Origin of the sequence: Streptomyces davaonensis JCM 4913 (genome assembly GCF_000349325.1) — a bacterium.
Taxonomy (GTDB): Bacteria; Actinomycetota; Actinomycetes; order Streptomycetales; family Streptomycetaceae; genus Streptomyces; species Streptomyces davaonensis.
Map to the genome: position 1 here is coordinate 8,879,990 of NC_020504.1, position 22,859 is coordinate 8,902,848.

General features: G+C 70.8%; 22 protein-coding genes. 14 read left to right on the plus strand and 8 right to left on the minus strand.

Features of this window, described 5'->3' with window-relative positions; all coding sequences use genetic code 11:
• Positions 1 to 24 precede the first annotated feature (24 nt).
• On the minus strand, positions 25 to 963 hold the full coding sequence (locus BN159_RS39310; protein ID WP_015662638.1) for a DMT family transporter: 939 nt from the start codon (positions 961 to 963) through the stop codon (positions 25 to 27).
• Positions 964 to 993: 30 nt separating this feature from the next.
• On the opposite strand from BN159_RS39310, the gene pdxR reads away from it, so the two are divergent.
• Positions 994 to 2,508 (plus strand): MocR-like pyridoxine biosynthesis transcription factor PdxR, encoded by a 1,515-nt coding sequence (gene pdxR / locus BN159_RS39315; RefSeq protein WP_041822248.1) that lies wholly within the window; start codon positions 994 to 996, stop codon positions 2,506 to 2,508.
• Positions 2,509 to 2,518: 10 nt separating this feature from the next.
• On the opposite strand, the gene BN159_RS39320 is transcribed toward pdxR, so the two are convergent.
• The 7 genes from BN159_RS39320 to BN159_RS46600 form a co-directional block, all read right to left on the minus strand.
• Complete coding sequence (locus BN159_RS39320; RefSeq protein WP_015662640.1) at positions 2,519 to 4,510, minus strand: S1 family peptidase; 1,992 nt, start codon at positions 4,508 to 4,510, stop codon at positions 2,519 to 2,521.
• A 93-nt stretch (positions 4,511 to 4,603) separates the two neighbouring features.
• Positions 4,604 to 4,987 (minus strand): hypothetical protein, encoded by a 384-nt coding sequence (locus tag BN159_RS39325; RefSeq protein ID WP_015662641.1) that lies wholly within the window; start codon positions 4,985 to 4,987, stop codon positions 4,604 to 4,606.
• Positions 4,988 to 5,051: 64 nt separating this feature from the next.
• On the minus strand, positions 5,052 to 5,252 hold the full coding sequence (locus BN159_RS39330; RefSeq protein WP_015662642.1) for a hypothetical protein: 201 nt from the start codon (positions 5,250 to 5,252) through the stop codon (positions 5,052 to 5,054).
• A gap of 41 nt (positions 5,253 to 5,293) precedes the next feature.
• A complete protein-coding gene (locus tag BN159_RS39335) occupies positions 5,294 to 5,506 on the minus strand; it encodes a hypothetical protein (RefSeq protein ID WP_015662643.1) in 213 nt (70 codons plus the stop codon).
• Positions 5,507 to 5,585: 79 nt separating this feature from the next.
• Positions 5,586 to 5,774 carry a hypothetical protein gene (locus tag BN159_RS39340; protein ID WP_015662644.1) on the minus strand — a complete coding sequence of 63 codons (189 nt, stop codon included), beginning with the start codon at positions 5,772 to 5,774 and terminating at the stop codon, positions 5,586 to 5,588.
• A 61-nt stretch (positions 5,775 to 5,835) separates the two neighbouring features.
• Positions 5,836 to 6,015 carry a hypothetical protein gene (locus tag BN159_RS45925; protein WP_015662645.1) on the minus strand — a complete coding sequence of 60 codons (180 nt, stop codon included), beginning with the start codon at positions 6,013 to 6,015 and terminating at the stop codon, positions 5,836 to 5,838.
• Between the two features lie 31 nt (positions 6,016 to 6,046).
• Positions 6,047 to 8,521: a cyanobactin maturation protease PatG family protein gene (locus BN159_RS46600; protein WP_015662646.1), complete on the minus strand. Its 2,475-nt coding sequence runs from the start codon at positions 8,519 to 8,521 to the stop codon at positions 6,047 to 6,049.
• A gap of 278 nt (positions 8,522 to 8,799) precedes the next feature.
• On the opposite strand from BN159_RS46600, the gene BN159_RS39350 reads away from it, so the two are divergent.
• The 13 genes from BN159_RS39350 (at position 8,800) to BN159_RS39410 (ending at position 22,858) form a co-directional block, all read left to right on the plus strand.
• The gene (locus BN159_RS39350) at positions 8,800 to 9,510 is read left to right on the plus strand and encodes an AfsR/SARP family transcriptional regulator (RefSeq protein WP_078599053.1); all 711 of its coding nucleotides are present in this window, start codon (positions 8,800 to 8,802) and stop codon (positions 9,508 to 9,510) included.
• Between the two features lie 385 nt (positions 9,511 to 9,895).
• Positions 9,896 to 10,966: a type III polyketide synthase gene (locus BN159_RS39355; RefSeq protein ID WP_015662648.1), complete on the plus strand. Its 1,071-nt coding sequence runs from the start codon at positions 9,896 to 9,898 to the stop codon at positions 10,964 to 10,966.
• Positions 10,967 to 11,017: 51 nt separating this feature from the next.
• A complete protein-coding gene (locus BN159_RS39360; protein ID WP_015662649.1) occupies positions 11,018 to 11,539 on the plus strand; it encodes a cupin domain-containing protein in 522 nt (173 codons plus the stop codon).
• A 5-nt stretch (positions 11,540 to 11,544) separates the two neighbouring features.
• The gene (locus BN159_RS39365) at positions 11,545 to 12,696 is read left to right on the plus strand and encodes a DegT/DnrJ/EryC1/StrS family aminotransferase (RefSeq protein ID WP_015662650.1); all 1,152 of its coding nucleotides are present in this window, start codon (positions 11,545 to 11,547) and stop codon (positions 12,694 to 12,696) included.
• Positions 12,693 to 13,718, plus strand: a complete 1,026-nt coding sequence (locus BN159_RS39370) for a class I SAM-dependent methyltransferase (protein WP_015662651.1) — start codon at positions 12,693 to 12,695, stop codon at positions 13,716 to 13,718. The genes BN159_RS39365 and BN159_RS39370 overlap by 4 nt, the downstream gene beginning before the upstream one ends.
• 36 nt (positions 13,719 to 13,754) lie before the next feature.
• Positions 13,755 to 15,332 carry a class I adenylate-forming enzyme family protein gene (locus BN159_RS39375; protein WP_015662652.1) on the plus strand — a complete coding sequence of 526 codons (1,578 nt, stop codon included), beginning with the start codon at positions 13,755 to 13,757 and terminating at the stop codon, positions 15,330 to 15,332.
• Between the two features lie 40 nt (positions 15,333 to 15,372).
• Positions 15,373 to 16,290: an aromatic prenyltransferase gene (locus tag BN159_RS39380; RefSeq protein ID WP_015662653.1), complete on the plus strand. Its 918-nt coding sequence runs from the start codon at positions 15,373 to 15,375 to the stop codon at positions 16,288 to 16,290.
• On the plus strand, positions 16,291 to 17,562 hold the full coding sequence (locus tag BN159_RS39385) for a cytochrome P450 (protein ID WP_015662654.1): 1,272 nt from the start codon (positions 16,291 to 16,293) through the stop codon (positions 17,560 to 17,562). It abuts the gene before it with no gap.
• A gap of 30 nt (positions 17,563 to 17,592) precedes the next feature.
• Positions 17,593 to 18,600 (plus strand): mevalonate kinase, encoded by a 1,008-nt coding sequence (gene mvk / locus BN159_RS39390; protein WP_015662655.1) that lies wholly within the window; start codon positions 17,593 to 17,595, stop codon positions 18,598 to 18,600.
• The gene (mvaD, locus tag BN159_RS39395; protein ID WP_015662656.1) at positions 18,590 to 19,630 is read left to right on the plus strand and encodes a diphosphomevalonate decarboxylase; all 1,041 of its coding nucleotides are present in this window, start codon (positions 18,590 to 18,592) and stop codon (positions 19,628 to 19,630) included. Before mvk ends, mvaD begins: the two co-directional genes overlap by 11 nt.
• Entirely contained in the window at positions 19,627 to 20,715 is a 1,089-nt protein-coding gene (locus BN159_RS39400) for a phosphomevalonate kinase (RefSeq protein ID WP_015662657.1), read from the plus strand. Before mvaD ends, BN159_RS39400 begins: the two co-directional genes overlap by 4 nt.
• Positions 20,712 to 21,803, plus strand: a complete 1,092-nt coding sequence (gene fni / locus BN159_RS39405; RefSeq protein WP_015662658.1) for a type 2 isopentenyl-diphosphate Delta-isomerase — start codon at positions 20,712 to 20,714, stop codon at positions 21,801 to 21,803. The genes BN159_RS39400 and fni overlap by 4 nt, the downstream gene beginning before the upstream one ends.
• The gene (locus BN159_RS39410; RefSeq protein ID WP_015662659.1) at positions 21,800 to 22,858 is read left to right on the plus strand and encodes a 3-hydroxy-3-methylglutaryl-coenzyme A reductase; all 1,059 of its coding nucleotides are present in this window, start codon (positions 21,800 to 21,802) and stop codon (positions 22,856 to 22,858) included. Before fni ends, BN159_RS39410 begins: the two co-directional genes overlap by 4 nt.
• Position 22,859: the final 1 nt, after the last annotated feature.

Consider the following 22,859-nt stretch of genomic DNA (forward strand, 5'->3'; position numbering starts at 1 on the left):
GGGGCCACACCGTCCGAGGTGCGGCTATGTGCGCGGCCCCCATGCCTGGGTGCGTGGCGGTGCCTCGGCGACCAGGCGAGTGGCGGCGGGAGCGCTCGGTGGGCGCAGGCCCGCGACCAGGCCGACGATCACCACGGCGATGCCCAGCCAGACCCACGCCCCTGGGAGGCCGGAGCCCGACACCGCGCCCACCGCGGCCGCGGCGAGCGGAGCGATACCGGTGAGCAGTCCGGCCCGTCCGGCCCCCGCGGAACGCACGGTCGAGTACCACAGGACGAAGGCGACGGCCGTCACCATCAGCGCCAGATAGGCGGCGGCCGCCCACTGCGACGCGGACACCTCCCGCACGGCCGATGGCCCTTCCAGCGTCACACCGAGGACGGCCAGCAGCACACAGCCCAGCCAGGTCGTGTGCAGGGAGACTCCCCAGGGGCCGTGACGCCGGAGCACCGGTACCGCGAGCAAGGTGAACCCGGCCTCGCACGCCAGGGCGAGTGCTGCCCAGGCCACCCCCACGGCATCGGTCCGGCCGGTCCCCTGCACCAGCACCGCGCCCACCATGACGACCGGCGCCGCCAGCAGCACCTGGCGGCTGGGGCTGCGCCGCTCCAGCAGGGGCCCCACCACCCCCAGCACCAGCGGTACGCACGCCACCGCGACGGCGATCACCGCGGGTTCGGCATGGGCGACGCCCCGCACCACGGCGACGTTGAACAGCACCAGACCGGTGACCGCGATCCCGGCCAGCCACAGCCACTCCCGGCCGCGCGGCCGTACCGGACGAACACCCGCGAGCCGGGCCATGACCAGCAGGATCGCGGTCGCGGCCAGGTAGCGGACGGCCTGCGTGGAGAACAGCGGGGCATCGACGAGTGCGTGCGAGACGGTGACGCTGCTGCCCACCAGCACCATGCCGATCATGCCGGGGACGAGCGGGGCGAGCGAAGCGGAAGGTGTGTCCATACCGTCCACCCTGGCCGCACAATGGACGTCATGGGCAGGTCCACAGAGCGCCCCGTTAAGGGGTCCAAAAACCCGCACCCGGGGGAGGAGACCGCGGCCGTCGGGTCGGACTTCCTCCAGCTGGACATCGGCGAGGCCCCGCCCGGTGGGCGTACCGCCTGGCTCGCCGAACGGCTGCGGTCGGCCATCGCCGACGGCCGGCTGCCCGTCGGGGCACGGCTCCCCGCCAGCCGCGTGCTCGCCGACGAGCTGCGCGTCACCCGGGGCGTGGTGACCGAGGCCTACCGGCGGCTCGCCGAGTCCGGCCAGATCGCCGGTCGCGGCAGACGCGGCACCGTGGTGGTGGCCGCTCCCGCCGCGCCGGATCACCGCGACGGCGGCGCGGCCGAGGCGGGCCCGGCGCTCTTCGGCTCGGCTCCGGGGGAGGGCGTCGTCGACGTACTGCGCGCACTGCCCTGCCGTATCGACCTCTCGCCCGGGGTTCCCGACCTCGCCGCCTTCCCCCGTACCGCCTGGCTGCGCGCCGAACGCGCCGTCCTCGCGGGCCTCACCCCTGCCGATTTCGGATACGGCGACCCCCGGGGCGCCCTCGCACTGCGCCGGGCCGTCGTCGGCTGGCTGGCCCGCAACCGCGGTATCCGGACCGACCCGGACGAGGTGGTCGTGGTCGCGGGGGTCGCGCAGGGCCTGGGCCTGCTCGGGCGGCTGCTGCGACGGGACGGGATCCGCCGTATCGCCGTAGAGGATCCCGGATCCCTCGGCGCGCGCCAGCAGTTGGAGTACGGCGGCCACACGATCGTCCCCGTCCCCGTGGACGAGGGAGGACTCGACGTCGGTGCGCTGCGGGCATGCGGCGCGCGTGCGGTGTTGCTGACTCCGGCGCATCAATTCCCCACCGGGGTCGTCCTCGACGGGGAGCGCCGTCGTGAACTGCTGAGCTGGGCGGCCGAGGGCGGGGTGGTCATCGAGGACGACTACGACGCCGAGCACCGCTACGACCGTCCACCGGTGCCCGCCCTGCGCTCCCTGCTGCCCGAGGGCGTCTGCTACGCGGGCAGCGTCTCCAAACTCCTCGCCCCCGCCCTGCGGGTGGGCTGGCTCCTCGTACCGTCGGGCCGGCGGGACGCCCTGGTGACCGCCAAACGGTACGCCGACCTCGGCAACGGCATCCTCACCCAGCTGGTCCTCGCCCATCTCATGGAATCGGGCGAGTTGGAACGGCATTTGCGCCATGTACGGCAGCGCCACCGCCGGCGCCGGGATGTGATGCTGCGCGCCATCGGGACGCAGCTGCCCGGTGCTCGGGTCCATGGGGCCGCCGCCGGACTGCACTTGACGGTCACCTTCGACGACGTGCGAGGCGGCCTTCTCGACACCGACGTCGCCGCGGCCGCGCTCGCCCGCGGAGTGAAGGTCCACCCCCTGTCCTGGCACCGGATCAGCCCCGGCCCGCCCGGACTTGTCCTCGGCTATGCGGCGAGTGCCGCCCATGAGATCGACGAGGGGATCGCCGTCATCGGGGAGGCGTTGCGCTCCGGCGGGTGACTGCCGTCGGTCAGTGGAGGGCGCGGCCGATGGGTCCCGCCACCGTGGCGTGGCCGAGGTACTCGGCGATGTTGTGCGCCCGGTCCTTGCCGTTGACGACCTCCGGCTGGTCGATGCCGCCCCAGCGGCGGTCGCGCAGGGGGCAGCCGATGGCGACCGCGTCCGCCGGGCACCAGGCGTTCACCCAGCTGTGGACGTCCTTCGGCCGGTGCGGTCCGCCCGCGAGGAGTCCTCGGTTGACCGCGTCCATGCCCAGCGGGCTGCCCACGGTGACCAGTGCGACCCGCTCGATCCCGGACGGCAGCCGGCTGAGCAGGTCCATGCCGACGACGGTGCCCAGACTGTGGGTCACGAAGACGAGTTCGCCGCGGTCCGGCAGGGTCGCGGCCACGGTGTCCAGCACCCCGTCCCGGACGCGCGGCTCGCTCAGGTACTTCGCGACGTCCCGGAAGACGGTGTCAATGGTCCACTCGTCGAGATCCGACCGGGCGGCCACCCAGCCGAGGGCGCGGCGCAGCTTGCGGACCGCGGAGTCGAGACCCTCTTCTGCCGAGGGGCCGTCGTCCGGCATGCCGGACCTGGTCGCCGCCTCCAGGAGCAACTGCTCGTACACCTCGGTGCCTTCGGCAGGTGGCGTGCCCGCGACGGACTCCTCCCCGCCGATCAAGTTTGCCAACTGGTCGCCGTAGTACGGGAACCAGGCGTCGGCCGGGTCGAGGGTGGGAAGGCCGGCATGGGTGAGGCCCTTGTTGAGGCCGGCGGCCCATTCGCGGCGGAGGGCCTCGGGGTTCTTGCCCTGTTGGCTTCTGCCGTGCAGGAACACCAGGTGACGCTCGCCGCCGAAGGCGCCGCCGCGGGCGCGCAGGCCGGTCGCCGCCGTGCGCTCGGCCACGGCGAGTCCGGCGGGCTGGAGGTCGCCCACGGTTGCAGCCGCCTCGTGGGGCGGGGGACCGCCGAGCCCCGACTCGGGCCCCATTGCTGTCAGTAGGGCGCGTTGCGCGGGCGTCGGCCGCAAGGACGCCAGGTGGCGCAGGACGGAGCTGACGCGTACGCCCTCGTTGGCCACCCAGGAGAGCGTGTCCTCGCCGTCGCCCTGCTGCCATGCCGTGCCGTCCTTGCGCAGCGGCCGGCCGCTCGCGTCCGTCTCCGGGACGCCCAGGTGATGGAGGGCGACCACCTCCCACTGGTCGTTGAAGACCGGGGAGCCCGAATTGCCCGGCTCGGTGTCCGTCCGGTAGTGGAGGAAGTCGTCCAGCCGCGTGACCAGTTTGTTGTCGCGCAGGGCGATCTCCTTCAGCCTGCCGCTGGGGTGGCCGATGACGTTCACCAGCTCACCGAGGACCAGCTTGCCGGTGCGGACGCTGAGCCGGTTCCAGCCGAAGATCTCGCCGGGTGGTACGGCGTCGTCGGCCGGGGCGAGAGCCACCAGGGCGAAGTCCAGCGGCTCGTGGGCGAGGAAGAGTTCGGCCGGGGCGAACTCGAACCGGACGATGTCGTCGGGGGAGTTGTCGATGCCGATCTGCGCGTCGAACTCCGCGAAGCAGGTCGCGGCGAAGTCCGCGTCCGGCAGCACGTGGTGATTGGTCATCAGGAGCCGTGGAGAGACGAGGAAGCCTGTTCCCAGGGGCAGTTCGCGTCCGTCTCGGCGCAGGCTGATGCGGGCGACCGTGCGGGCGGCGCGGGCGCCTCGGGGCAGGAAGTTCGCCGCCTGGAGGTCGTTGGACAGGCCGATGATCCGTTCATGGGTCTGCGGGAGGTCCAGTGGTTCGGCGTGGATCCGGTCGACGACGGCCGTCGTCGGCACACCGCCCCGGCTGAGGATCCGCTCGGCCCGTGCGGCCAGCTCCTGCGGGGTGTCGGGGAACGGCACGCCCTGCGCCGCCCGCGCCTCGACCTGCTCCCGCGCCTTTGCCGACTCGCGGTAACGCCGGGCCGCGTCGGCGACTTGACGGCGCTGCTCCTCGTGGGACATCTCTCCTGCGGGCATGTCTACCGTGGGCATGGCTTCCCTCCTCCGTGGGCTCACGAGTGGGAGCGGCAGGCACGGGTCCGGGGTCTCCGGGGCCGTGCCTGCCGGGCTGGATCTCTCGGCCGTCTAGACGATGCCGCCCCAGACGCAGTGGCCGCCGGGTGGGCAGCTCCAGCCGCGTGCGTCGCGGTCGGCCGAGGGAGCGGGGTCGGCGACGACGTGACCGGACGCGAACTGGGAATCCATGTAATGCCCTATGACACCTTCGGGTTGGTCAACGGGGTCGTAAGTCCCCACGACCACCAGATAGGGCTCGTACAGGTCCCATCGGCGCTCAACGGTCGGCCCCATGATGGGGAGGTCGAGGCGTATGCCCGCGACACCGGCCGTGTCGCTCTCCGCGCGATCCGGGCCGCCGCCGTGCTCGGCGCGAGTCCTGCTTCGGGCGGCGCCGCGGGATGCCGCACCGCGTCGTGCGGACGACTTCCTCTTGCTGGGCTCCGCGTTCATCCTGATGTCCTTTCAGCCGCCGTACCGGCGGTGGGCCTGAGGCCGCGCCGCCGGTCCACGGCACTCAGTCGAACAGGGAGCCGATCGCCGAGCCGGCCAGGCCGAGCAGAGGCAGGATGGGCAGATTGGGCTCGACGCCGTCGGCGCCGTCCCGCTGTCCGTGGAGGTCGGCTGTGTTCCGGTCGATCGCGGGCGCCTGGTAGGGCGTCCGGAGTGGGACGACCGGCCCGTGGCCGGGACGCCGCGGTGTGAACTCGTCGTTCATGGCGATGTCCTCTCAGTGGGGTTCTGACGGAAAGCCCGGTCCTAGAGCACGGCGTCCAGGGCACCTCGCGCGGCCTTGCCGATGGCGTGCCACGGGATGTCGGACCAGCCCAGATCGGGCTCGACGCCGTCGGCGTCGGAGCCGCGGCCCAGGGAGCCGGCGGAGGTCCGGTCGACCGCGGGAGTCTGGTAGGGCGTCCGCAGTGCGGTGGTCGGCGAGGTGCGGCCCTCACGCCACTTGTCGGTCGGGGTCATGATGGTGTCCTTTCCGGTCCGGATGCCGGTGAGCGGAGCGCGCCGCCCCGCTCACCGGTGGGGGGGCCTTCAGAAGGCCTCAGAGCAGTACGTTCGCCACCGTCTTCAGGAGGCCGCCGAAGTCGAAGTCGGCCTCGACGCCGTTCGAATCGCTGCCGTCGACACCCCTGGTGATGGTGGGGGTGCGGTCGATCGCGGGCGTCTGGAACGGCGTCTGAAGCGCCACAGGCCGCGTGGGCCTCTCCTCGCGGGCGAAGGTGTCGTTCATCGTCGTCTCCTCTCACCTGTCGGGTGGGCCGGCGAGCGGTTGCCGCCGGTCGTCTTGCGCGCTAGCCGCCCATGGACCGGCACATGTCGCGGGCGGAACCGGTCATGCCCGCGCACATGGACCTGGCCGCTTCAGCACCGCGGTCCGTGGCACCGTCGGCCGGCGCCTGCCACTGGTCGCGGCGCACCGCCGGAGCCTGAACGGGAACGGCGGGCTCGGGGCGAGGTGATGTCTCATGCATGACGTCTCCCTTGTGAGGGTGAGTCCGGTGGTCAGAAACCGCCGATGAACTTGTGGACGGGCGCGAGGCTCACCGGGAGCTCGTCGCTGACGTCGTAGGTGAACAGGAACGAGAGATTCGCCCTGCGGTCGTTCTCGGGGTCGAAGAAGGTGATGACGACGTCCTGGCAGTCGGAACCCGGACGGCAGAACGGACTCTTGGAGACCGTGATGGTGTCCAGGGAGTAGAGGTGCTCGGCGTTGGCGCCGGGAACCTGATTGGCCGCCAGCATGCCTTCGGCCATTTCCCTGCTGACATCGAAGGCGTTGGTGCCGGCGTAGTTCATCGCCCGGTCCGCCGAGGTCTGCCCGAGGTTGCGGAACTGCCAGTAGACCTTGTCCAGGAAGGCGCGGATGGTCTTCGCCGGATCAGCCTGCTGTGCGCCGTCGACGCTCACCTTGCGGCGATCGAAGTCCTTCTTCAGCTGGGCCATGACCGCCTCGACGAAGATGTGTTCGTTCCAGGTGTAGAGGCCGCGGCTCTTCACTTCGACCACCGGCACGACCTGGCCGGAGAACAGACGCACCGTCCGGTCGGTCAGCACCCCTGGGACCGACACCCGCGAGACATACCCGGGACTCTGCCGGTCCTCGATCTGGCCGACTATGGCGTCCCGGAACGTCCGGTAGACGGTGGACACCGGAGGATACGACAGCGTTTCGAGAATGCTCGCCAGCCGGTCACCCTGTTCGCTCACGGCCTTGTCGGCGGCGCTGCGCACCGTGTCGGGCGGTGCCTTGCGGTCCGTGATGATCGCCTGGGTCCAGTCCATCCCCACAGGCGTCTCCGCCTCCAGCGCGTAGATGGGCGTGGAGTCCATGTTCAGCGTCCAGGTGACCTTGTCGCACGCCCAGGGGTTCTTCGCCAGGTAGTCGTGGAGCTGCCGGGGGTCGTAGACGTTCGGCGCGGCCTCTTGCTCCGGGTGCTCCGCGGTGGCGGGGATGAATACCTCCGGCATCTGCTGCCGGAAGCTGTCCCGCCGGGCCTCGGTCCGGTAGTCGAAGCCGATCGTGCCGATCGCGAAGACGAACTGGCGCCCGTTGCTGTTCGCGACCGCGCCCATGCTTGCCGAGGTGCCGCCACTCGCGTTTCCTCCGCAGGTGCCTCCGCAGTCGGGACAGGAGGGACGTACGCCCTGTTCGACCGGGACCGGCGCCGGTTGGGCCGCCGGCGGTGCGTGCGGGACGTCGGCCTGGGGAACGGGCGGTGCCGTCGGCTGTGCGGCGGGCTGCACTCCGGCCTGCGGCGCCGCCTGCTGAAAGACCGGGGGTGCGACCTGCTGGGGGGCCTGTGGCACCGGTTCGGGCACGGCGGCCGGGGCCTGGGCGGTGGCCGGAGCCGTTTGGGGGAGGGGCGGGAGAGCCGGGGGCTGGGGTGGCGGGGCGGGGGCTGTGTCCGGTGTGGCGGGCGGCGGGGCCGCGGCCGCGGACAGGCCCTCGGTCGCCTCCCCGGTGTGCGCGTGTACGGCGTTCGTGTCCATGGCGATGGCTCTTCCTTTCGGTTCGGCGTGCGTCGTCGGGGGTGGGCCGCCGATGAGACTCACCGGCTCGCCCCGGACTCCGTCGGGGACGACCGAGCCCCCCTCCCTGATCAGGTCGAAAGCCCGCGCGGCGGCGAGATGGCCGCCGAGGAGGCGACGGCACCGGGGTGCGTCGTCCGGGGCACACGGGGCGCGGCTCGCGGAGGCGAGGATCGCCCGGCCCGCGGCGAGCGGGTCCGGTTCACGGCCCTCGGCGATCTGCTGGGCGACCAGCAGTGCCGCGACCCCGGTCACCGCCGGCGTGGCGAAACTGCTGCCGGTCAGCGAGGCCAGTCCGCCGCCGGGGGCCGCGCCCTCGATGTCCCGGCCGGGAGCGAGGACGCCGTTCGACCGGTAGGCGGGGCCCCAGTTGTTGATGTCCAGGGGCGCACCGGTGGCGTCCGTCGCTCCGACGGCGAGCACAGAAGGCGTGGCGGCCGGAGCCTGGAGGCAGTCGCAGCCGTCGTTGCCGACCGCCGCGACCACGAGCACTCCTTTCTCCGCGCACCGTCGCAGCGCCCGCTCCAGCATGGCCTCGGCCCTGCCGTCCGCACTGCGCTCGCCGCCGCTGATGTTGATCACATGGGCGCCCGCCTCCACCGCCTGCTCCACCGCGCGGGCGAGGTCGAGCTGCGGCACGCGGGACACACCTCCGTCCGGGGACTCCCGGAACACGGGGACGACGAAACCGCGGCACCGCGGGACAAGGCCCGCCACCGGGGACCCGGGTTGTCCGAACAGAAGGCTCGCCACATGCGTGCCGTGCAAGGACATCAGCCCGGCACCGGCGGCATCCGGCACCAGCGTGGGCAGGCGCGTGAGATCCGCTCCCGCGAAACACGGATGCGCGAAGTCGACGGGACCGTCGAGCACGGCGACGCGAACCGCCGGCGTGCCCAGCAGCCCGGCTTCCCCGGGGACCGCGCGCAGTACCGACCGGACGTCCATCCGTTCCTCCGTTCCCGGACCCTGTGGTCCTTTCGGCTTCGAGTCCGGTTTCCCACAGAGATGTTCCGCGGATATTCGGAGAAATATGGAATTTTTATCGAGGGGGCATTGTGGATGCGTTCGTGGAGCGTTCAGTATGCGTTTTCGGTGTGTCGCGAAATTATTTTCAGCGGGTCGGAAAAGAGATTCCGGACGCGGCCATCGGGGCGTGCGTGCCTGGTCCGACGGGGGTACAGCGGTTGCAGCCGAAAAACGCGTCGCGCACAGTGTTAGCTGTGATGAACGCAGTACGTCTCGAAATCCTGGGGCCATTTGAATTAATCCGCGGCGGGCGTTCGGTCGCCGTCCCGGTGGGGGCTCAGCGGCTGCTCGCCCTGCTCGCGGTGCGCAGTGAAGGGATTCACCGGCGGGCCGCCGCCGAGCAGCTGTGGCCGGAGTGCCCCCCGATTCGGGCCGCTGCCAACCTGAGGTCGGCCCTGTGTCAGAGCCGCAAGCTCGGGCCGCGGACCGTCGTGGTCTGCGACGGCCACCGGCTCGCGCTGTCGCCGTGTGTCGCGGTCGACCACGGGGAGGTCTGCGCCGCCGCCCGGCAGCTCCTGGAGGAGGGGGTGCGGGCCGCGCCGAGCGACCTCGACCGGCTGGTCGAGGATCTCGGCCGGCCGCTGCTCCTGGGGTGGGACGACGAGTGGCTGATACTCGAACGTGAACGCTGGGACCAGATGCGCCTCTACGCCCTGGAGGGGCTGGCGCAGCACTTCCTCGCCCTGGACCGCTACCTGGCGGCGCATCAGGCGGCCCTCGCCGCGACCGTGGTCGACCCCTACCGGGAGACCGCCCATCGGATCGCCATCGAGGTCCATGCGGCTGAGGGCAATGTCGCCTGTGCGGTCAAGCACTATCTGGAGTACCGGAGGCTTCTTCAGCAGGAGCTTCGAGTCTCGCCGTCTCAGCGGATGACGGAGCTGATCCGGGAGCTGACCACGGCCTAGCCTGCCCCGGCAACACCCCCTGGGTCCGGGGCTGTTGGGCGATGGCGTCGGCGTCGTTCGAGCGAGTCTGCACTGTGACCTGAGTCACTCATGAGTCTCCTTGGCGTCGGCGTCCCTCCCGTGTCACGATTTCCGCACGCCTTCCCTGCCCGAAAACAGCCCCTGGCCGGCTGTCTGGTCCGAGCAGCTGAAGTCCCCTTCCGTTGAAGGACAGGCTCAACCCGCCGTCAGCGTCATCTGGCTGACCGGCCGTTCCACATCCCGTCTCCTCCCGTAGCAACCGGGAGTTCGAGCTGCCCGCCTGCCTTCCCCGCGGGCCGATCTGCCTTCAGCGCGACGCTCCACTGCCCAAGCTGTCGAGACTCTGAGGAAGTGGATCCCAGATATGCCGAGGCTCTGCAAGCCGGCGATGAACGCTCCCGAACATGTCATCACCCTCGAAGAGACCCTGGAGTTCGCCGCACAAGCGCATGCCGGCAAGCCGCAACTCGCCCTGGCGCTCCGGCTGATCCGGAACACCGGTGTCAAGAAGCGGCACATCGTCCAGCCCATCGAGAAGACGCTCCATCACCCGGGCTTCGAGGCGCGCAACCGCATCTACGAGACCGAGTCCAAGAAGCGCACCCCGCAGGTCATCCAAGAGGCCCTGAACAACGCCGAGTTGAGGGTCCGTGACATCGACGCGATCATCTATGTGTCGTGCACCGGGTTCCTGATGCCGTCACTGACGGCCTGGCTCATCAACACCATGGGCTTCCGCTCCGACACCCGGCAGATCCCCATCGCCCAACTCGGCTGCGCGGCAGGCGGAGCGGCGATCAACCGCGCCCACGACTTCTGCACCGCCCACCCCGGCAGCAACGTCCTGATCGTCTCCTGCGAACTGTGCTCCCTGTGCTATCAGCCGGAAGCGGACGACGTCGGCTCGCTGCTCTCGGACGGCCTCTTCGGCGACGCCGTGGCCGCCGCCGTCGTCCGTGGTGAGGGCGGCGTCGGCATCGACCTGGAGCGCAACGCCTCCTACCTCATCCCGGGCACCGAGGACTGGATCTCCTACGCGGTCAAGGACACCGGCTTCCACTTCCAGCTCGACCGCCGCGTGCCCGGCACGATGGAGCCGCTCGCCCCGGTCCTGCGCGAACTGGCCAAGGACCACAGCTGGGACGCCGGCAAGCTCGACTTCTACATCATTCACGCGGGCGGTCCGCGCATCCTCGACGACCTCGCGAAGTATCTGGAGGTCGACCGCGAGGTGTTCCGGCACAGCTGGTCGACGCTCAACGAGTACGGGAACATCGCCAGCGCCGTCGTACTCGAAGCCGCTCGCAGGCTGTTCGACGAGGAGACCCCGGCGCCCGGCGCGACCGGAATGATCGCGGGGTTCGGCCCCGGCATCACCGCCGAGATGGCCCTCGGCACCTGGGCGGCCGACGGCGCCCCGCGGACCTTCGCCTGAACGCACGCGCGCACCCACAGCGGGCCCGCGCGACCACAGGAAGCGGAGTTTATGACCGACCTCATCGTCCCGCCCGGTGCTGGGCGCCAACTGGTCACCCCGGCACAGTCGGTGACCTTCAAGGCCACCAAGGAGATGGGCTCCTCCGTATCGATCTTCGAGGTGATCGTGCCGCCCGGATTCGACGTCGGAGCCCATGTCCACCAGCACGCCCAGGAGTTCTTCTACGTCCTGGAGGGCGAGCTGGACCTGCTGTGCTTCGAGCCAGCCGAGCGCACCGGCGACACCTGGCACCACTGGGAGTCCGTCAAGGGCGACCGCGTCGTTCGCGCCGCCGAGGGCAGCTGCATGTTCGTCCCGTCCGGCACCCCGCACGCGTTCCGCAACGCCACCGACAAGCCGGTGAAGATGCTCTTCGAGAGCTTCCCCTCGCCCGATCACGAGACCTACTTCGAGGAGATCGCCGAGATCTGGTCGCGCGGAACGGCGGTTGATCCGGCGGCAGTCGAGGAGATGCGGCAGCGGTACGACGTAGCGCAGCTCACGCCGTTGCGCTTCGAGGGCGGGAGGTGACCGCGATGGAGCCCATCACGCTGGTCCGTGCGAGTCTGGGGGAGCAGGAACTTGCCGCTGTCGCCGAGGTGTTCGCCTCCGGCTGGCCGGCCGGGCAGGGGCCGCGGGGCAAGGCCCTGGAGGCGCAGCTCGCGGAGATGTACGGGGTCGGTGACGCCGTCGCGGTGAGCAACTGCGGGGCCGCGCTCCATCTGGCGCTGCTCGCCTTCGGTGTCGAGCCGGGCGACGAGGTGATCGTCGCCGACTACACGTTCCCGGCGCCCGCCCAGGCTGTGCGCTACGTCGACGCCGTGCCGGTCTTCGCCGACGTCCGGGCCGACACCGGCACCGTCGACCCGCAGTCCGTGGCCGATCTGATCAGCCCCCGCACGGTCGGCATGATCGTGGTGGACACGCTGGGCATCCCTGCCGACTACACGGAACTTCAGGAACTCGCAGACCGGCACGGTCTGTTCGTCGTCGAGGACGCGGCCTGCGCCGTCGGCGCCACCTACCGGGGCCGCCCGGCGGGCTCGCTCGCCGAGGTGGCCTGTCTGTCGTTCCACGGGCGCAAGGGAGCCACCAGCGGTGAGGGCGGCGCCCTGCTCGCGCGCGATCCGAGGATCGGGGCCCAGGTGCGGCTGCGCTCCTCCTTCGGCATCGGCAGCATCTTCGACCTGGGCAAGGTCGTCGGCCTGCCCATCCCGGAGTTCACGGAGATCGGCTACAACTACAAGCTCTCCGACATCGCCGCGGCCATCCTCCAGGTGCAGCTCGGCCGCATCGACGAGCTGCTGGACCGCCGTAACGCCGTCGCCGCGCGATACGGCGAACTCCTCGCCGACGAAGAACTCCTGACGCTTCCTCATGTGCCCGAGGACCGCACGCACGCCTGGCAGTCGTACGTCGTGACGCTGGACGCGCGCGTGGACCGTGCCGCGGTCGCCGCCGAGCTGCGCGGTCAGGGCATCGGCTGCGGCCAGGGCGCCTGGGCGACGCATCTCCAGCCGGTGTTCGAGTCGGACCACAAGTGCCCGGTCTCCGCGGACCTCTTCGCGCGCAACCTCGCCGTCCCCATGCACGCCGAACTCACCTCGGACCAGGTCGAGCGCGTCGCGGCCGCCCTGCGCGGCGCGGTCCGGTCGGCATCCGACCGGGCCCTGGGAGGGGCAGCATGACGAACGGGAAGCACGCCACGGCCGATAGTGCCGCTCAGCCGTCGCCCGACACCGTCATGCGGCTGATCAACGGCTACTGGGCCACCGGCATCCTCGCCGCCTCGGCCACCCACTCGCTCTTCACCCACCTGGAGAACGGCGCGGGCACCGCCGCCGAACTGGCCGACCGGGCCACGATCTCCGAGCGGGGCGCGCAGACACTGCTCGACGGGCTCGTCAGCGTGGGCCTGGTCGAGCTGTCCGGCGGCCGCTACCGCAACACGGCCGAGGCGTCGGCCTATCTGGTCGAGGGCAAGCCCGCCTCGCTCAGCAGCTTCGCCAAGCTCAAGCTGACCCACATGGGCAGCCTCGCCGATCTGGCCGAGGTGGTCCGGGTCGGCGGGCCGGTGGCCAAGTCCGTGGTGGAGGTGGCCAACAACCCGCACTGGGAGGGCATCGTCACGGCCATCGCCGCGCAGTCGATGCCCGCCGCGACGATCGCCGCCGAGGTGCTCGGGCTCGCCGAGGCCGGGGAGATCTCCATCCTCGACGTGGGCGGCGGCTCGGGCATCTACTCCGGCATCTGGCTGGAGGCCAACCCCGAGGCCCGCGCCACCCAGCTCGACTGGGAGCCGATCAACGCCATCGCCCGTCGGCTGCTGACGGAGCGCGGGGTGGCCGACCGGTTCACCACCGTCGACGGCGACTTCCACAGCACCGACTTCGGTACGGCCGCCTTCGATGTCGCGGTGTACTCCCACATCGCCCACCAGGAGGGGCCGGAGAGCAATGTGGAGGTCTTCACCAGGCTCCGGCAGGCCCTCAAGCCCGGCGGCACCCTGGTCGTCAACGACTACGTCGTCGACGACGACCGCAGCGGCCCAGCCTTCCCGCTGATCTTCGCCGCGGAAATGCTCCTCAAGAGCAAGCAGGGGAGCACCTGGCGCCGCTCCGACTATCAGGAGTGGCTGGTCAAGGCCGGTTTCAGCAGCGTCGCCTTCCACTCCGCGCCGCCCGGCACCCTCGTCATCGCCCGGCCCTGAAGCGCCCACACCCACGCCGGTAAAGGAGGCAGCCCCATGAAGGGCTCCGTGGCCTATCGATCGATCCAGAAACGCGGTCTGCACATCGGCCTGTTGCCGGCGATGGCCGCGGCCGTCAACGGCACGACGCCGATCACGCTCGACCACGATCTGGACGTCCTGCCCGAAGCGGGACGGCATCTGACGACCACTCAACTAGCCGACATCGTCGATGACTTGGCGGCTCGACTGTGGGCCGCGGGAGTGCGCCCCGACGAGCATGTCGTCCTGCACAAGCAGGCCAATGCCGATGTGTGGGTGCTGGCCTGTGCCACCTCCCGCATCGGTGCGGTGCCCGTGCTGCTGTCGCCCAGCCTGGACGCGGTCACCGTCGGCGCCCTGCTCAAGCGCGTCGACCGGCCGAACCTGCTCACCGACGAGCACAAGCTCGACGCGCTGGCCGAACTGCCGCTCACCGAACTGACCCGGCAGGTCATCCTCGTGGCCGGTGACCGGCCCCCGGCCGTGTCACTGGCCCGGCTCGTCAGAGCCCCTCGCGTCAGTGCCGTCGTACGGCCCCTCGACGCGGCCGCCGCGATCACCCACACCTCCGGCACCACCGGGATCCCCAAGCTGGTCGTGCACACGCCCCGCACGCAGGGCATCCGGCTCAAGCCGCAGTGGCGGCTGCTCTCGCTCATGCGGCAGCGGGAGAGCATCGCGATCCACATCCCCTTCGTGCACTCCCGCAATGTGGCCGCGATGGCGTTGGCGCTCCTGCGGGAGATGCCCGTGCTGCTCCTGAACGAGGCGGCCCCCGAAACCGTGGCCGAGCACCTCCTGGAGCACCGGCCCGGACTGATCGAGGCGCTGCCCAACTCGCTGATGGCATGGGAGGGACTGGCCGAGGACCCGCGTCGGCCGTTCGCGTCGGTGAAGTACTTCAGCAGCACCTTCGACGCCATCCACCCGAGGACCATGAGCCGACTGCTCAAGTCCTCCGAGCGGCACGGCGCCCTGTTCTTCCAGATCTACGGCCAGAGCGAGGTCGGACCCGCCGTCGGCCGCGCCTACTTCCGGCACTCCGCGCACAGGGCCAACGGGCGCTGCGTCGGCTGGCAGATGCCGTTCGGCTCGGCGAAGGTCCGCGTCGTCAGCCGCGACGGATCCCGGCCGACGGAGCAGAACCCCGGCCGCATCCAGGTGTCTTGGCCAGGCCTGGCAAAGACGTACTTCGGTGAGCAGGACCGGTACGACAGCAACCGTGAGGGAGACTGGTGGGGCACCGGGGACGTCGGCTACTTCACCCGGTTCGGCTGTCTGCACATGTTGGACCGCGAGGTCGACATGATCCCCGGGGTGCGCAGCTCCCTGGAGGTGGAGGACCTGGTCCTCGCCCAGCTGCCGGAGCTGAGCGAACTGGTCGTGGTGCACGGACCCGACGGCGAGGCCGTCCCCGTGGTCTGCACCCACGGCGACTCGCCGCTGGACCCGGAGCGCTGGCGCCCGGCCGTCGCCGACTTCCCGCAGCTGGCCGACCCGGTCCAGATCCCCGAGGCCGAACTGCCGCGCACCGCGACGCTGAAGGTGCAGCGGCTGGCGCTGGCCGACCGGCTCAAGGACAAGCGCAAGTGAACCAGGCAACCACGAACCGCGATCGACGCTGGGAGTACTGATGTCGGGAACAGTCGATGTCTCCGTGGCCGGTTTCTACTCGGCCATCGAGAAGTCAGCCGGCCTGCTGGACGTGACCGCGTCGCGTGAGGCCGTCTGGCCCATCCTGACAGCGTTCGAGGATGCGCTTCCCCATGCCGTGATCGCCTTCAGGGTGGCCACCAACGCGCGCCACGAGGGGGACTTCGACGCGCGTTTCACGCTGCCCAAGGAGATCGACCCCTACGAAGTCGCCGTCTCCAAGGGCCTGATGGCGAAGACGGACCACCCCATCGGCAGCCTGCTCGCCGACCTCCAGCAACTCTGCCCGATCGACAGCTACGGCATCGACTTCGGGGTCACCTCCGGGTTCAAGAAGATCTGGGTGTACTTCCCGGCGGGCGAGCACGAGACGCTGGAGCGGCTCACCGGGCTCGCGTCCATGCCCCGGAGCCTTGCGCAGAACCTGGAGTTCTTCACCCGCCACGGTCTCGCCGACAAGGTGGACGTCATCGGCATCGACTACCGAAGCCGCACCATGAACGCCTATCTGCGGGCACCCGCGGAGTGTTACGAGCGCGAGAGCGTCCTCACGATGCACCGCGAACTGGGACTGCCGAGCCCGAGCGAGCAGATGTTCGCCTTCTGCGAGAAGGCCTTCGGCATCTACACCACCCACAACTGGGACTCCCCGGAGATCGAGCGGATCTCCTACGGGGTCAAGACCGAGAACCCGATGGCGTACTTCGCCCGGCTCGGCACCAAGATCGAGCACTTCGTGCAGAGCGTTCCGTACGGCGTCAACGACCCCAAGATGGTCTACGCCGCCGTGACGTCGACCGGCGAGGAGTACTACAAGCTCCAGTCCTACTACCGCTGGCGTTCCGTCAGTCGCCTCAACGCCGCCTACATTGCCGCGCGCGACCAGGAGAACGCTTAAATGGCCCTCGACAGCCCGGCGTTCCGGTTCAGCCGAATGGAGAGCCTCCTGCGCGGACACCGGCTTCGCCGCCTGACGGTGGACGGCGTCGACGCCATGTTCGTCAGCGATCCGGTACTGGTGCGCAGGATTCTGGTGAGCGACAGCAAGAACTATGGAAAGGGCGAGCTGTTCCGGAAGGCCAGGAACCTCAGCCGGGTGGGCATGCTCTCCGAGGACGAGGCCATGCACCGGCATTACCGGCGGCTGGCCAATCCCTATCTGCGGTCGACGATGGTCGACGACTATGTGCCCACCATGCGGGACATCGCCCGTGCGGCGGTGACCGCATGGCGGGCCGGCGACACCGTGGACATCCAGTCCGAGATGTGCCGGATCACCTGTGCGATATCGGTGGGCACGCTGATCTCCGGGCTGCCGCCCGAGACCACCCGGGAGCTCGGCGAGCGGCTCTCCCGGCTGGCCTGGGAGATGATCAGGAAGCCGCTGTACGGGAAGTCGGCCTCCCGAGCCGCCCGGACGAGCGCCGCCCGGAGGCTGTCCCGGGCCCGCACCGAGTTCCGGGACCTGCTCGCGGACTGCATCGCCGTCCTGCTGAACTCGCCCGAAGCCAGGGACGGTTACCTCTCGTCGCTCCTGGCGGACTCCGACGCCGAGGGCAATCGCATCCTCACGCCGGACCAGGTGTGCGAGGAGGCCGTCATGATGATGACCGCGGCCACCGTCACCACGGCGTCCGTCATGTCCTGGGCGCTGTACGTCCTCTCCCGAAATCCGCTGACCGAGGAACGACTGCTCAAGGATCTGATCCGCCGGCGCAGCGGACACGCCGCGCACGAACACGGCACGTCCAGCTACACCCTGCGGTTCCTGATGGAGATCCTGCGGCTCTATCCACCCGTGTGGATCTCCTGCCGCAAGACCCTCTCGGACGTCACTCTCGACGACCACGCGCTGCCCGCGGGAACGAACGTGGTGTTCAGCTCCTACCTGTTGCACCGGCGCCCGGACCAGTACCCGGACCCAAACCGCTTCGACCCCGACCGGTGGCTCACCCACCGGATCGACCCGGCCGAGGCGTCCTACATCCCCTTCGGCATCGGCTCGAAGGGGTGCATCGGGGAGCCCTTCGCCTGGCAGGAACTCGAGGTTGTCCTCGATGTGGTCACCCAGGAATGGAAGCTGAGCGCCGACCCCGACCGGCAGATCCGCACCGCGCCGGAGACCACACTGCATCCCCGCCGCCTTCTCATGGTTCCCCAGCCACGGTAACCAGTGAGCAACTCAAGGGAGTTGAGTGCGTTGGCTCTGTCCACCTCGGCCGAGGGGGTGTCAGCAGACCGCCGGGCACGCTCCGTCGGAGTCGGCCGCGCCCACGCCAAGGCCGTACTGCTCGGGGAGCACGCCGTCGTGTACGGCGCTCCGGCGCTCGCCGTTCCCGTACCCCAGCTGACGGTCACCGCAAGCGTCCACAGTCCCCGGCACGGGGGCGACGGACCGGGCGAGGTGTCCTTCACCATGACCGGGTCCCCGTCGCGGCCGATGGTGGCCCAGGCGACCGACGGACTGCGCCGGCTGATCGGCGAGTTCACCGCGACCATGGGCCTGGCCGACAGCCCCCGTCTCGAGGTCACCATCGACGGCGGCATCCCGCACGGCCGCGGCCTCGGCTCCAGCGCGGCCTGCGCACGCGCCGTCGTCCACGCCCTCGCCGAGCTGTACGACCGTGAGGTCACCGAGCGCGAGACGTTCGATCTGGTGCAGACGGCCGAGAACCTGGCCCACGGCCGCTCCAGCGGCGTCGACGCACGAGCCGTCGGCGCCTTGGCCCCGCTGCTGTTCCAGCGGGGCGAGGTCCAGGAGCTGAGCATCGGCTGTTACGACGTTCTCGTCCTCGCCGACAGCGGTGTCGTCGGACGTACCAAGGACGCGGTCGAGCTGCTGCGCGAAGGGTTCCAGCGGCACACCGGGGCCCAGGAGAGATTCGTGGACCGCGCCGCAGGGCTGACCGAACAGGCCCGGCTGGCCCTCGCCGACGGCAGACCCGAGGACCTCGGGGCCCGGCTGACGGACTACCACGATCTGCTGCGCGCGGCCGGACTCAGCACCAACGCCATCGACACCCTCGTGGAGGCCGCGCTCACCGCCGGCAGCCTCGGTGCCAAGATCACCGGCGGTGGTCTCGGCGGCTGTGTTCTCGCCCTGACCCGCAGGGAGCAGGCCGCGGAGGTCACCCGGGAGCTGCACGCGGCAGGCGCGGTGCGCTGTTGGACCGTACCGCTGAAGGGGCCCGACGAGCATGCGTGCTGAACCCCTTGCCCACACGCAGGAGCGGCGTACTCGGGCCACCGCCGTCGCGCACCCGAACATCGCGCTGATCAAGTACTGGGGCAAGCGGGACGAGAACCTGGTCCTGCCCCGGGTCGACAGCCTGTCGATGACCCTCGACATCTTCCCCACGACGACCACCGTCCGCCTGGCGCCCGACACCGGGCACGACATCGTGACGCTCAACGGCCGCACCGCCGAAGGTGAGCCGCTGCGGCGGATCGTCGCCTTCCTGGACCTGGTGCGGGAACGGGCCGGGTCGGCCTGTCCGGCCGTCGTGGACAGCGAGAACACCGTTCCCACCGGGGCGGGCCTCGCCTCCTCCGCGAGCGGGTTCGCCGCCCTGGCCGTCGCCGCCTCGGCCGCGTACGGACTCGGCCTCGACGCCACAGCCCTGTCCCGGCTGGCCCGGCGCGGCTCCGGGTCCGCCTGCCGCTCGCTCTTCGGCGGGTTCGCCGTGTGGCACGCGGGCCTGGACGCCGCGACCGTGGCGGAGGCCGACCTCGCCTCCCACGCCGAGCCCGTACTCTGCGGCGACCTCGATCCGGCACTGGTCGTCGCCGTCGTCGACGCGGGCCCGAAGACCGTCTCCAGCCGGGCCGCCATGCGCCGGACCGTCGACACCTCCCCGCTGTACGAACCGTGGGCCGTCTCCAGCGCCCGGGACCTGACCGAGATGAGGGCCGCGCTGCTCGCCGGGGACATCGAGGCCGTCGGGGAGATCGCGGAGCGCAACGCGCTCGGCATGCACGCGACCATGCTGGCGGCGCGGCCCGCCGTGCGCTATCTGTCGCCCGCCACGCTCACCGTCCTCGACCGGGTGCTCCGCCTCCGCCAGGACGGCATCCCGGCCTACGCCACCATGGACGCCGGGCCGAACGTCAAGGTGCTGTGCCGTCGGCCGGACGCCGACACGGTCGCCGAGGCCCTGCGTGGTGCCGTCGCCGACGGCTCGGTGGTGGTCGCCGCACCGGGGCCGGGCGCCCGTCCGGTGCACGAGGACGGCCGGTGACCGTCGTCCGGCGGGCACCGGGCAAGCTGTTCGTGGCGGGGGAGTACGCGGTGGTCGACCCCGGCAACCCGGCGATCCTCGTCGCCGTCGACCGCCACGTCACCGTCACCGTGACCGACCCCACCGAGCCGGGCGTCCAGATCACCTCCGACCTCGGACCGACCGCCCAGCGCCACCACTGGAAGGACGGCAGGCTCGGCGCGGAGCCGTACGCGCGCAGCGGCTTCGCCCCCGTGCTGTCGGCGATCGACACTGTCGCCCGGCTGCTGTCCGAACACGGCGCACCCGCACCGGAGTTCAGCCTCTCGATCGAGAGCGGACTGCACGACCACGGCACCAAGTACGGCCTGGGGTCCAGCGGCGCGGTGACCGTGGCGACCGTCGACGCCGTCGCCGCGTACCGGGGACTCGCGCTCAGCGACGAGGAACGCTTCCGGCTGGCCCTGATCGCGAGCGCCGAACTCGACCCCAAGGGCTCCGGCGGAGACCTCGCCGCCAGTACCTGGGGCGGCTGGATCGCCTACCGGGCGCCCGACCGGATCGCGGTACGGGACCTCGCCCGCACCCGAGGCGTCGAGGCGGCGCTGCGCGCACCGTGGCCCGGCTTCGGCATACGGCGGCTCCCCGGGCCCGAGGGCCTGTCGCTGGAGGTCGGCTGGACCGGGCACCCGGCCTCCACCACCGCCCTGGTGTCCGGCCTGCACCGCAGGACCTGGCGCGGCACCCCCGCCCACCGGCGCTTCGTGCGCGCCACCACCGACTGTGTGCGCGCCGCGATCTCGGCCCTGGAACGCGGCGACGACCAGGAACTCATGGACCGGATCCGCCAGGCCCGCCGTGAACTGACCCGGCTCGACGACGAGATGGCGCTCGGCATCCACACCGCCCGGCTGGCGGCGCTGTGCGAGATCGCCGAAGCCGCCGGAGGCGCCGCCAAACCCTCCGGGGCGGGCGGCGGGGACTGCGGCATCGCGCTGCTGGCCGCCACCGCCACCCGGGACATCGCTCGACTGCGCGAACGGTGGGCCGCCGCCGGGGTCGTACCCCTGCCGATCCGGCCCGCCGCGGAAGGGAACCCGCAATGATCTCTCAACGCAAGGACGACCATGTCCGCCTCGCTGTCGAGCAACAGCAACAGCACAGCGGACACAACCAGTTCGACGAGGTGACGTTCGTCCATCACGCCCTGGCCGGACTCGACCGCGCCGACGTCTCCCTGGCCACCACCTTCGCCGGACTCGGCTGGCCGGTGCCGCTGTACATCAACGCGATGACCGGCGGCAGTGAACGGACCGGCGCCATCAACCGGGACCTCGGCATCGCCGCCCGCGAGACCGGCGTGCCCATCGCCTCCGGGTCCATGAGCGCCTACTTCAAGAACCCGGACTGCGCCGGCACCTTCAGCGTGCTCCGCGAGGAGAACCCCCGGGGGTTCGTGATCGCCAACGTCAACGCCACGGCCACCGTCGACATGGCGCGCAGCGCGGTCGACCTGCTGCGGGCCGACGCCCTCCAGATCCACATCAACACCGTGCAGGAGACGGTGATGCCGGAGGGCGACCGATCCTTCGCCTCCTGGGTCCCGCAGATCGAGAGGATCGCCGGCGGCCTCGAGGTCCCCGTCATCGTCAAGGAGGTCGGCTTCGGGCTCAGCCGCGAGACCGTCGGCCTGCTCGACAGCCTCGGCGTCCGCCTCGCCGACCTCGGCGGGCGGGGCGGCACCGACTTCGCCCGGATCGAGAACGGCCGCCGCGAACTCGCCGACTACGCCTATCTCACCGGCTGGGGCCAGTCCACCGCCGCCTGTCTCCTCGATGCTCAGGACGCCCCGATCCCCGTCCTCGCCTCCGGCGGGGTGCGCCACCCGCTGGACGTGGCCCGCGCGCTGGCACTCGGCGCCTCCGGCGTCGGCGTCTCCGGCACCTTCCTGCGCACCCTGCTCGACGGCGGTGTGACCGCGCTGATCGAGCGGATCACCACCTGGCTCGACCAACTGGCCGCACTCCAGACGGTGCTAGGCGCCCGCACCCCCGCCGACCTGACCCACTGCGATCTGCTGATCCACGGCGAGCTGCGCGCCTTCTGCGCCGACCGGGGCATCGACATCCGGCCCTTCGCCCGCCGTTCCGGCACCCTCGACGTCCGCCACGAGATGACGGGAAACACACGATGACCGACCACCCGATCGCCGGGGTTCCGATGCGCTGGGTGGGCCCCCTGCGCATCTCGGGGAACGTGGCCACCACCGAGACCCAAGTCCCGCTCGCCACCTACGAGTCACCGCTGTGGCCCTCCGTCGGCCGGGGCGCCAAGGTCTCCATGCTGGCCGAGCGGGGCATCGTCGCCACCCTCGTCGACGAGCGGATGACCCGGTCGGTCCTCGTGGAGGCGCTCGACGCGCAGACCGCGCTGAACGCGGCGCGGACCATCGACGCCCGCATCGGCGAGCTGCGCGAGGTGGTGCGCACATGCAGCCGGTACGCCGAACTCATCGGCGTCCGCCACGAGATCAACGCCAACCTGCTGTTCATCCGCTTCGAGTTCAGCACCGGCGACGCCTCCGGGCACAACATGGCCACGCTCGCCTCCGACGTACTGCTGCGGCATCTGCTGGAGACGATCCCGGGCATCGCCTACGGATCGATCTCCGGCAACTACTGCACGGACAAGAAGGCGACCGCCGTCAACGGCATCCTCGGCCGCGGCAAGAACGTCGTCACCGAACTGCTCGTACCGCGTGACGTCGTCGAACGAGTCCTGCGGACCACGGCCGACCGCGTCGTCGAGCTGAACGTCCGCAAGAACCTGCTGGGCACCCTGCTGGCCGGCGGCATCCGCTCGGCCAACGCCCACTTCGCGAACATGCTGCTCGGCTTCTACCTGGCCACCGGCCAGGACGCGGCCAACATCGTCGAGGGCTCCCAGGGCGTGGTCATGGCCGAGGACCGGGACGGCGACCTCTATTTCGCCTGCACCCTGCCCAACCTGATCGTCGGCTCCGTCGGCAACGGCAAGGGCCTGGACTTCGTGGAGGCCAACCTGACCCGGCTCGGCTGCCGTGCCGACCGCGACCCCGGCGAGAACGCCCGCCGACTCGCCGTCATCGGGGCGGCGACCGTGCTGTGCGGGGAACTCTCGCTCCTCGCCGCGCAGACCAACCCCGGCGAACTCATGCGAGCGCACGTCCAGTTGGAACGCCACAACGAGACAGCGAAGGCCGGTGTCTGAG

Coding starts and splice junctions, on each gene's coding strand:
- BN159_RS39310 (WP_015662638.1), bottom strand. CDS start 963: ATGGACACACCTTCCGCTTCGCTCGCCCCGCTCGTCCCCGGCATGATC.
- pdxR (WP_041822248.1), top strand. CDS start 994: ATGGGCAGGTCCACAGAGCGCCCCGTTAAGGGGTCCAAAAACCCGCAC.
- BN159_RS39320 (WP_015662640.1), bottom strand. CDS start 4,510: ATGCCCACGGTAGACATGCCCGCAGGAGAGATGTCCCACGAGGAGCAG.
- BN159_RS39325 (WP_015662641.1), bottom strand. CDS start 4,987: ATGAACGCGGAGCCCAGCAAGAGGAAGTCGTCCGCACGACGCGGTGCG.
- BN159_RS39330 (WP_015662642.1), bottom strand. CDS start 5,252: ATGAACGACGAGTTCACACCGCGGCGTCCCGGCCACGGGCCGGTCGTC.
- BN159_RS39335 (WP_015662643.1), bottom strand. CDS start 5,506: ATGACCCCGACCGACAAGTGGCGTGAGGGCCGCACCTCGCCGACCACC.
- BN159_RS39340 (WP_015662644.1), bottom strand. CDS start 5,774: ATGAACGACACCTTCGCCCGCGAGGAGAGGCCCACGCGGCCTGTGGCG.
- BN159_RS45925 (WP_015662645.1), bottom strand. CDS start 6,015: ATGCATGAGACATCACCTCGCCCCGAGCCCGCCGTTCCCGTTCAGGCT.
- BN159_RS46600 (WP_015662646.1), bottom strand. CDS start 8,521: ATGGACGTCCGGTCGGTACTGCGCGCGGTCCCCGGGGAAGCCGGGCTG.
- BN159_RS39350 (WP_078599053.1), top strand. CDS start 8,800: ATGAACGCAGTACGTCTCGAAATCCTGGGGCCATTTGAATTAATCCGC.
- BN159_RS39355 (WP_015662648.1), top strand. CDS start 9,896: ATGCCGAGGCTCTGCAAGCCGGCGATGAACGCTCCCGAACATGTCATC.
- BN159_RS39360 (WP_015662649.1), top strand. CDS start 11,018: ATGACCGACCTCATCGTCCCGCCCGGTGCTGGGCGCCAACTGGTCACC.
- BN159_RS39365 (WP_015662650.1), top strand. CDS start 11,545: ATGGAGCCCATCACGCTGGTCCGTGCGAGTCTGGGGGAGCAGGAACTT.
- BN159_RS39370 (WP_015662651.1), top strand. CDS start 12,693: ATGACGAACGGGAAGCACGCCACGGCCGATAGTGCCGCTCAGCCGTCG.
- BN159_RS39375 (WP_015662652.1), top strand. CDS start 13,755: ATGAAGGGCTCCGTGGCCTATCGATCGATCCAGAAACGCGGTCTGCAC.
- BN159_RS39380 (WP_015662653.1), top strand. CDS start 15,373: ATGTCGGGAACAGTCGATGTCTCCGTGGCCGGTTTCTACTCGGCCATC.
- BN159_RS39385 (WP_015662654.1), top strand. CDS start 16,291: ATGGCCCTCGACAGCCCGGCGTTCCGGTTCAGCCGAATGGAGAGCCTC.
- mvaD (WP_015662656.1), top strand. CDS start 18,590: ATGCGTGCTGAACCCCTTGCCCACACGCAGGAGCGGCGTACTCGGGCC.
- fni (WP_015662658.1), top strand. CDS start 20,712: ATGATCTCTCAACGCAAGGACGACCATGTCCGCCTCGCTGTCGAGCAA.
- BN159_RS39410 (WP_015662659.1), top strand. CDS start 21,800: ATGACCGACCACCCGATCGCCGGGGTTCCGATGCGCTGGGTGGGCCCC.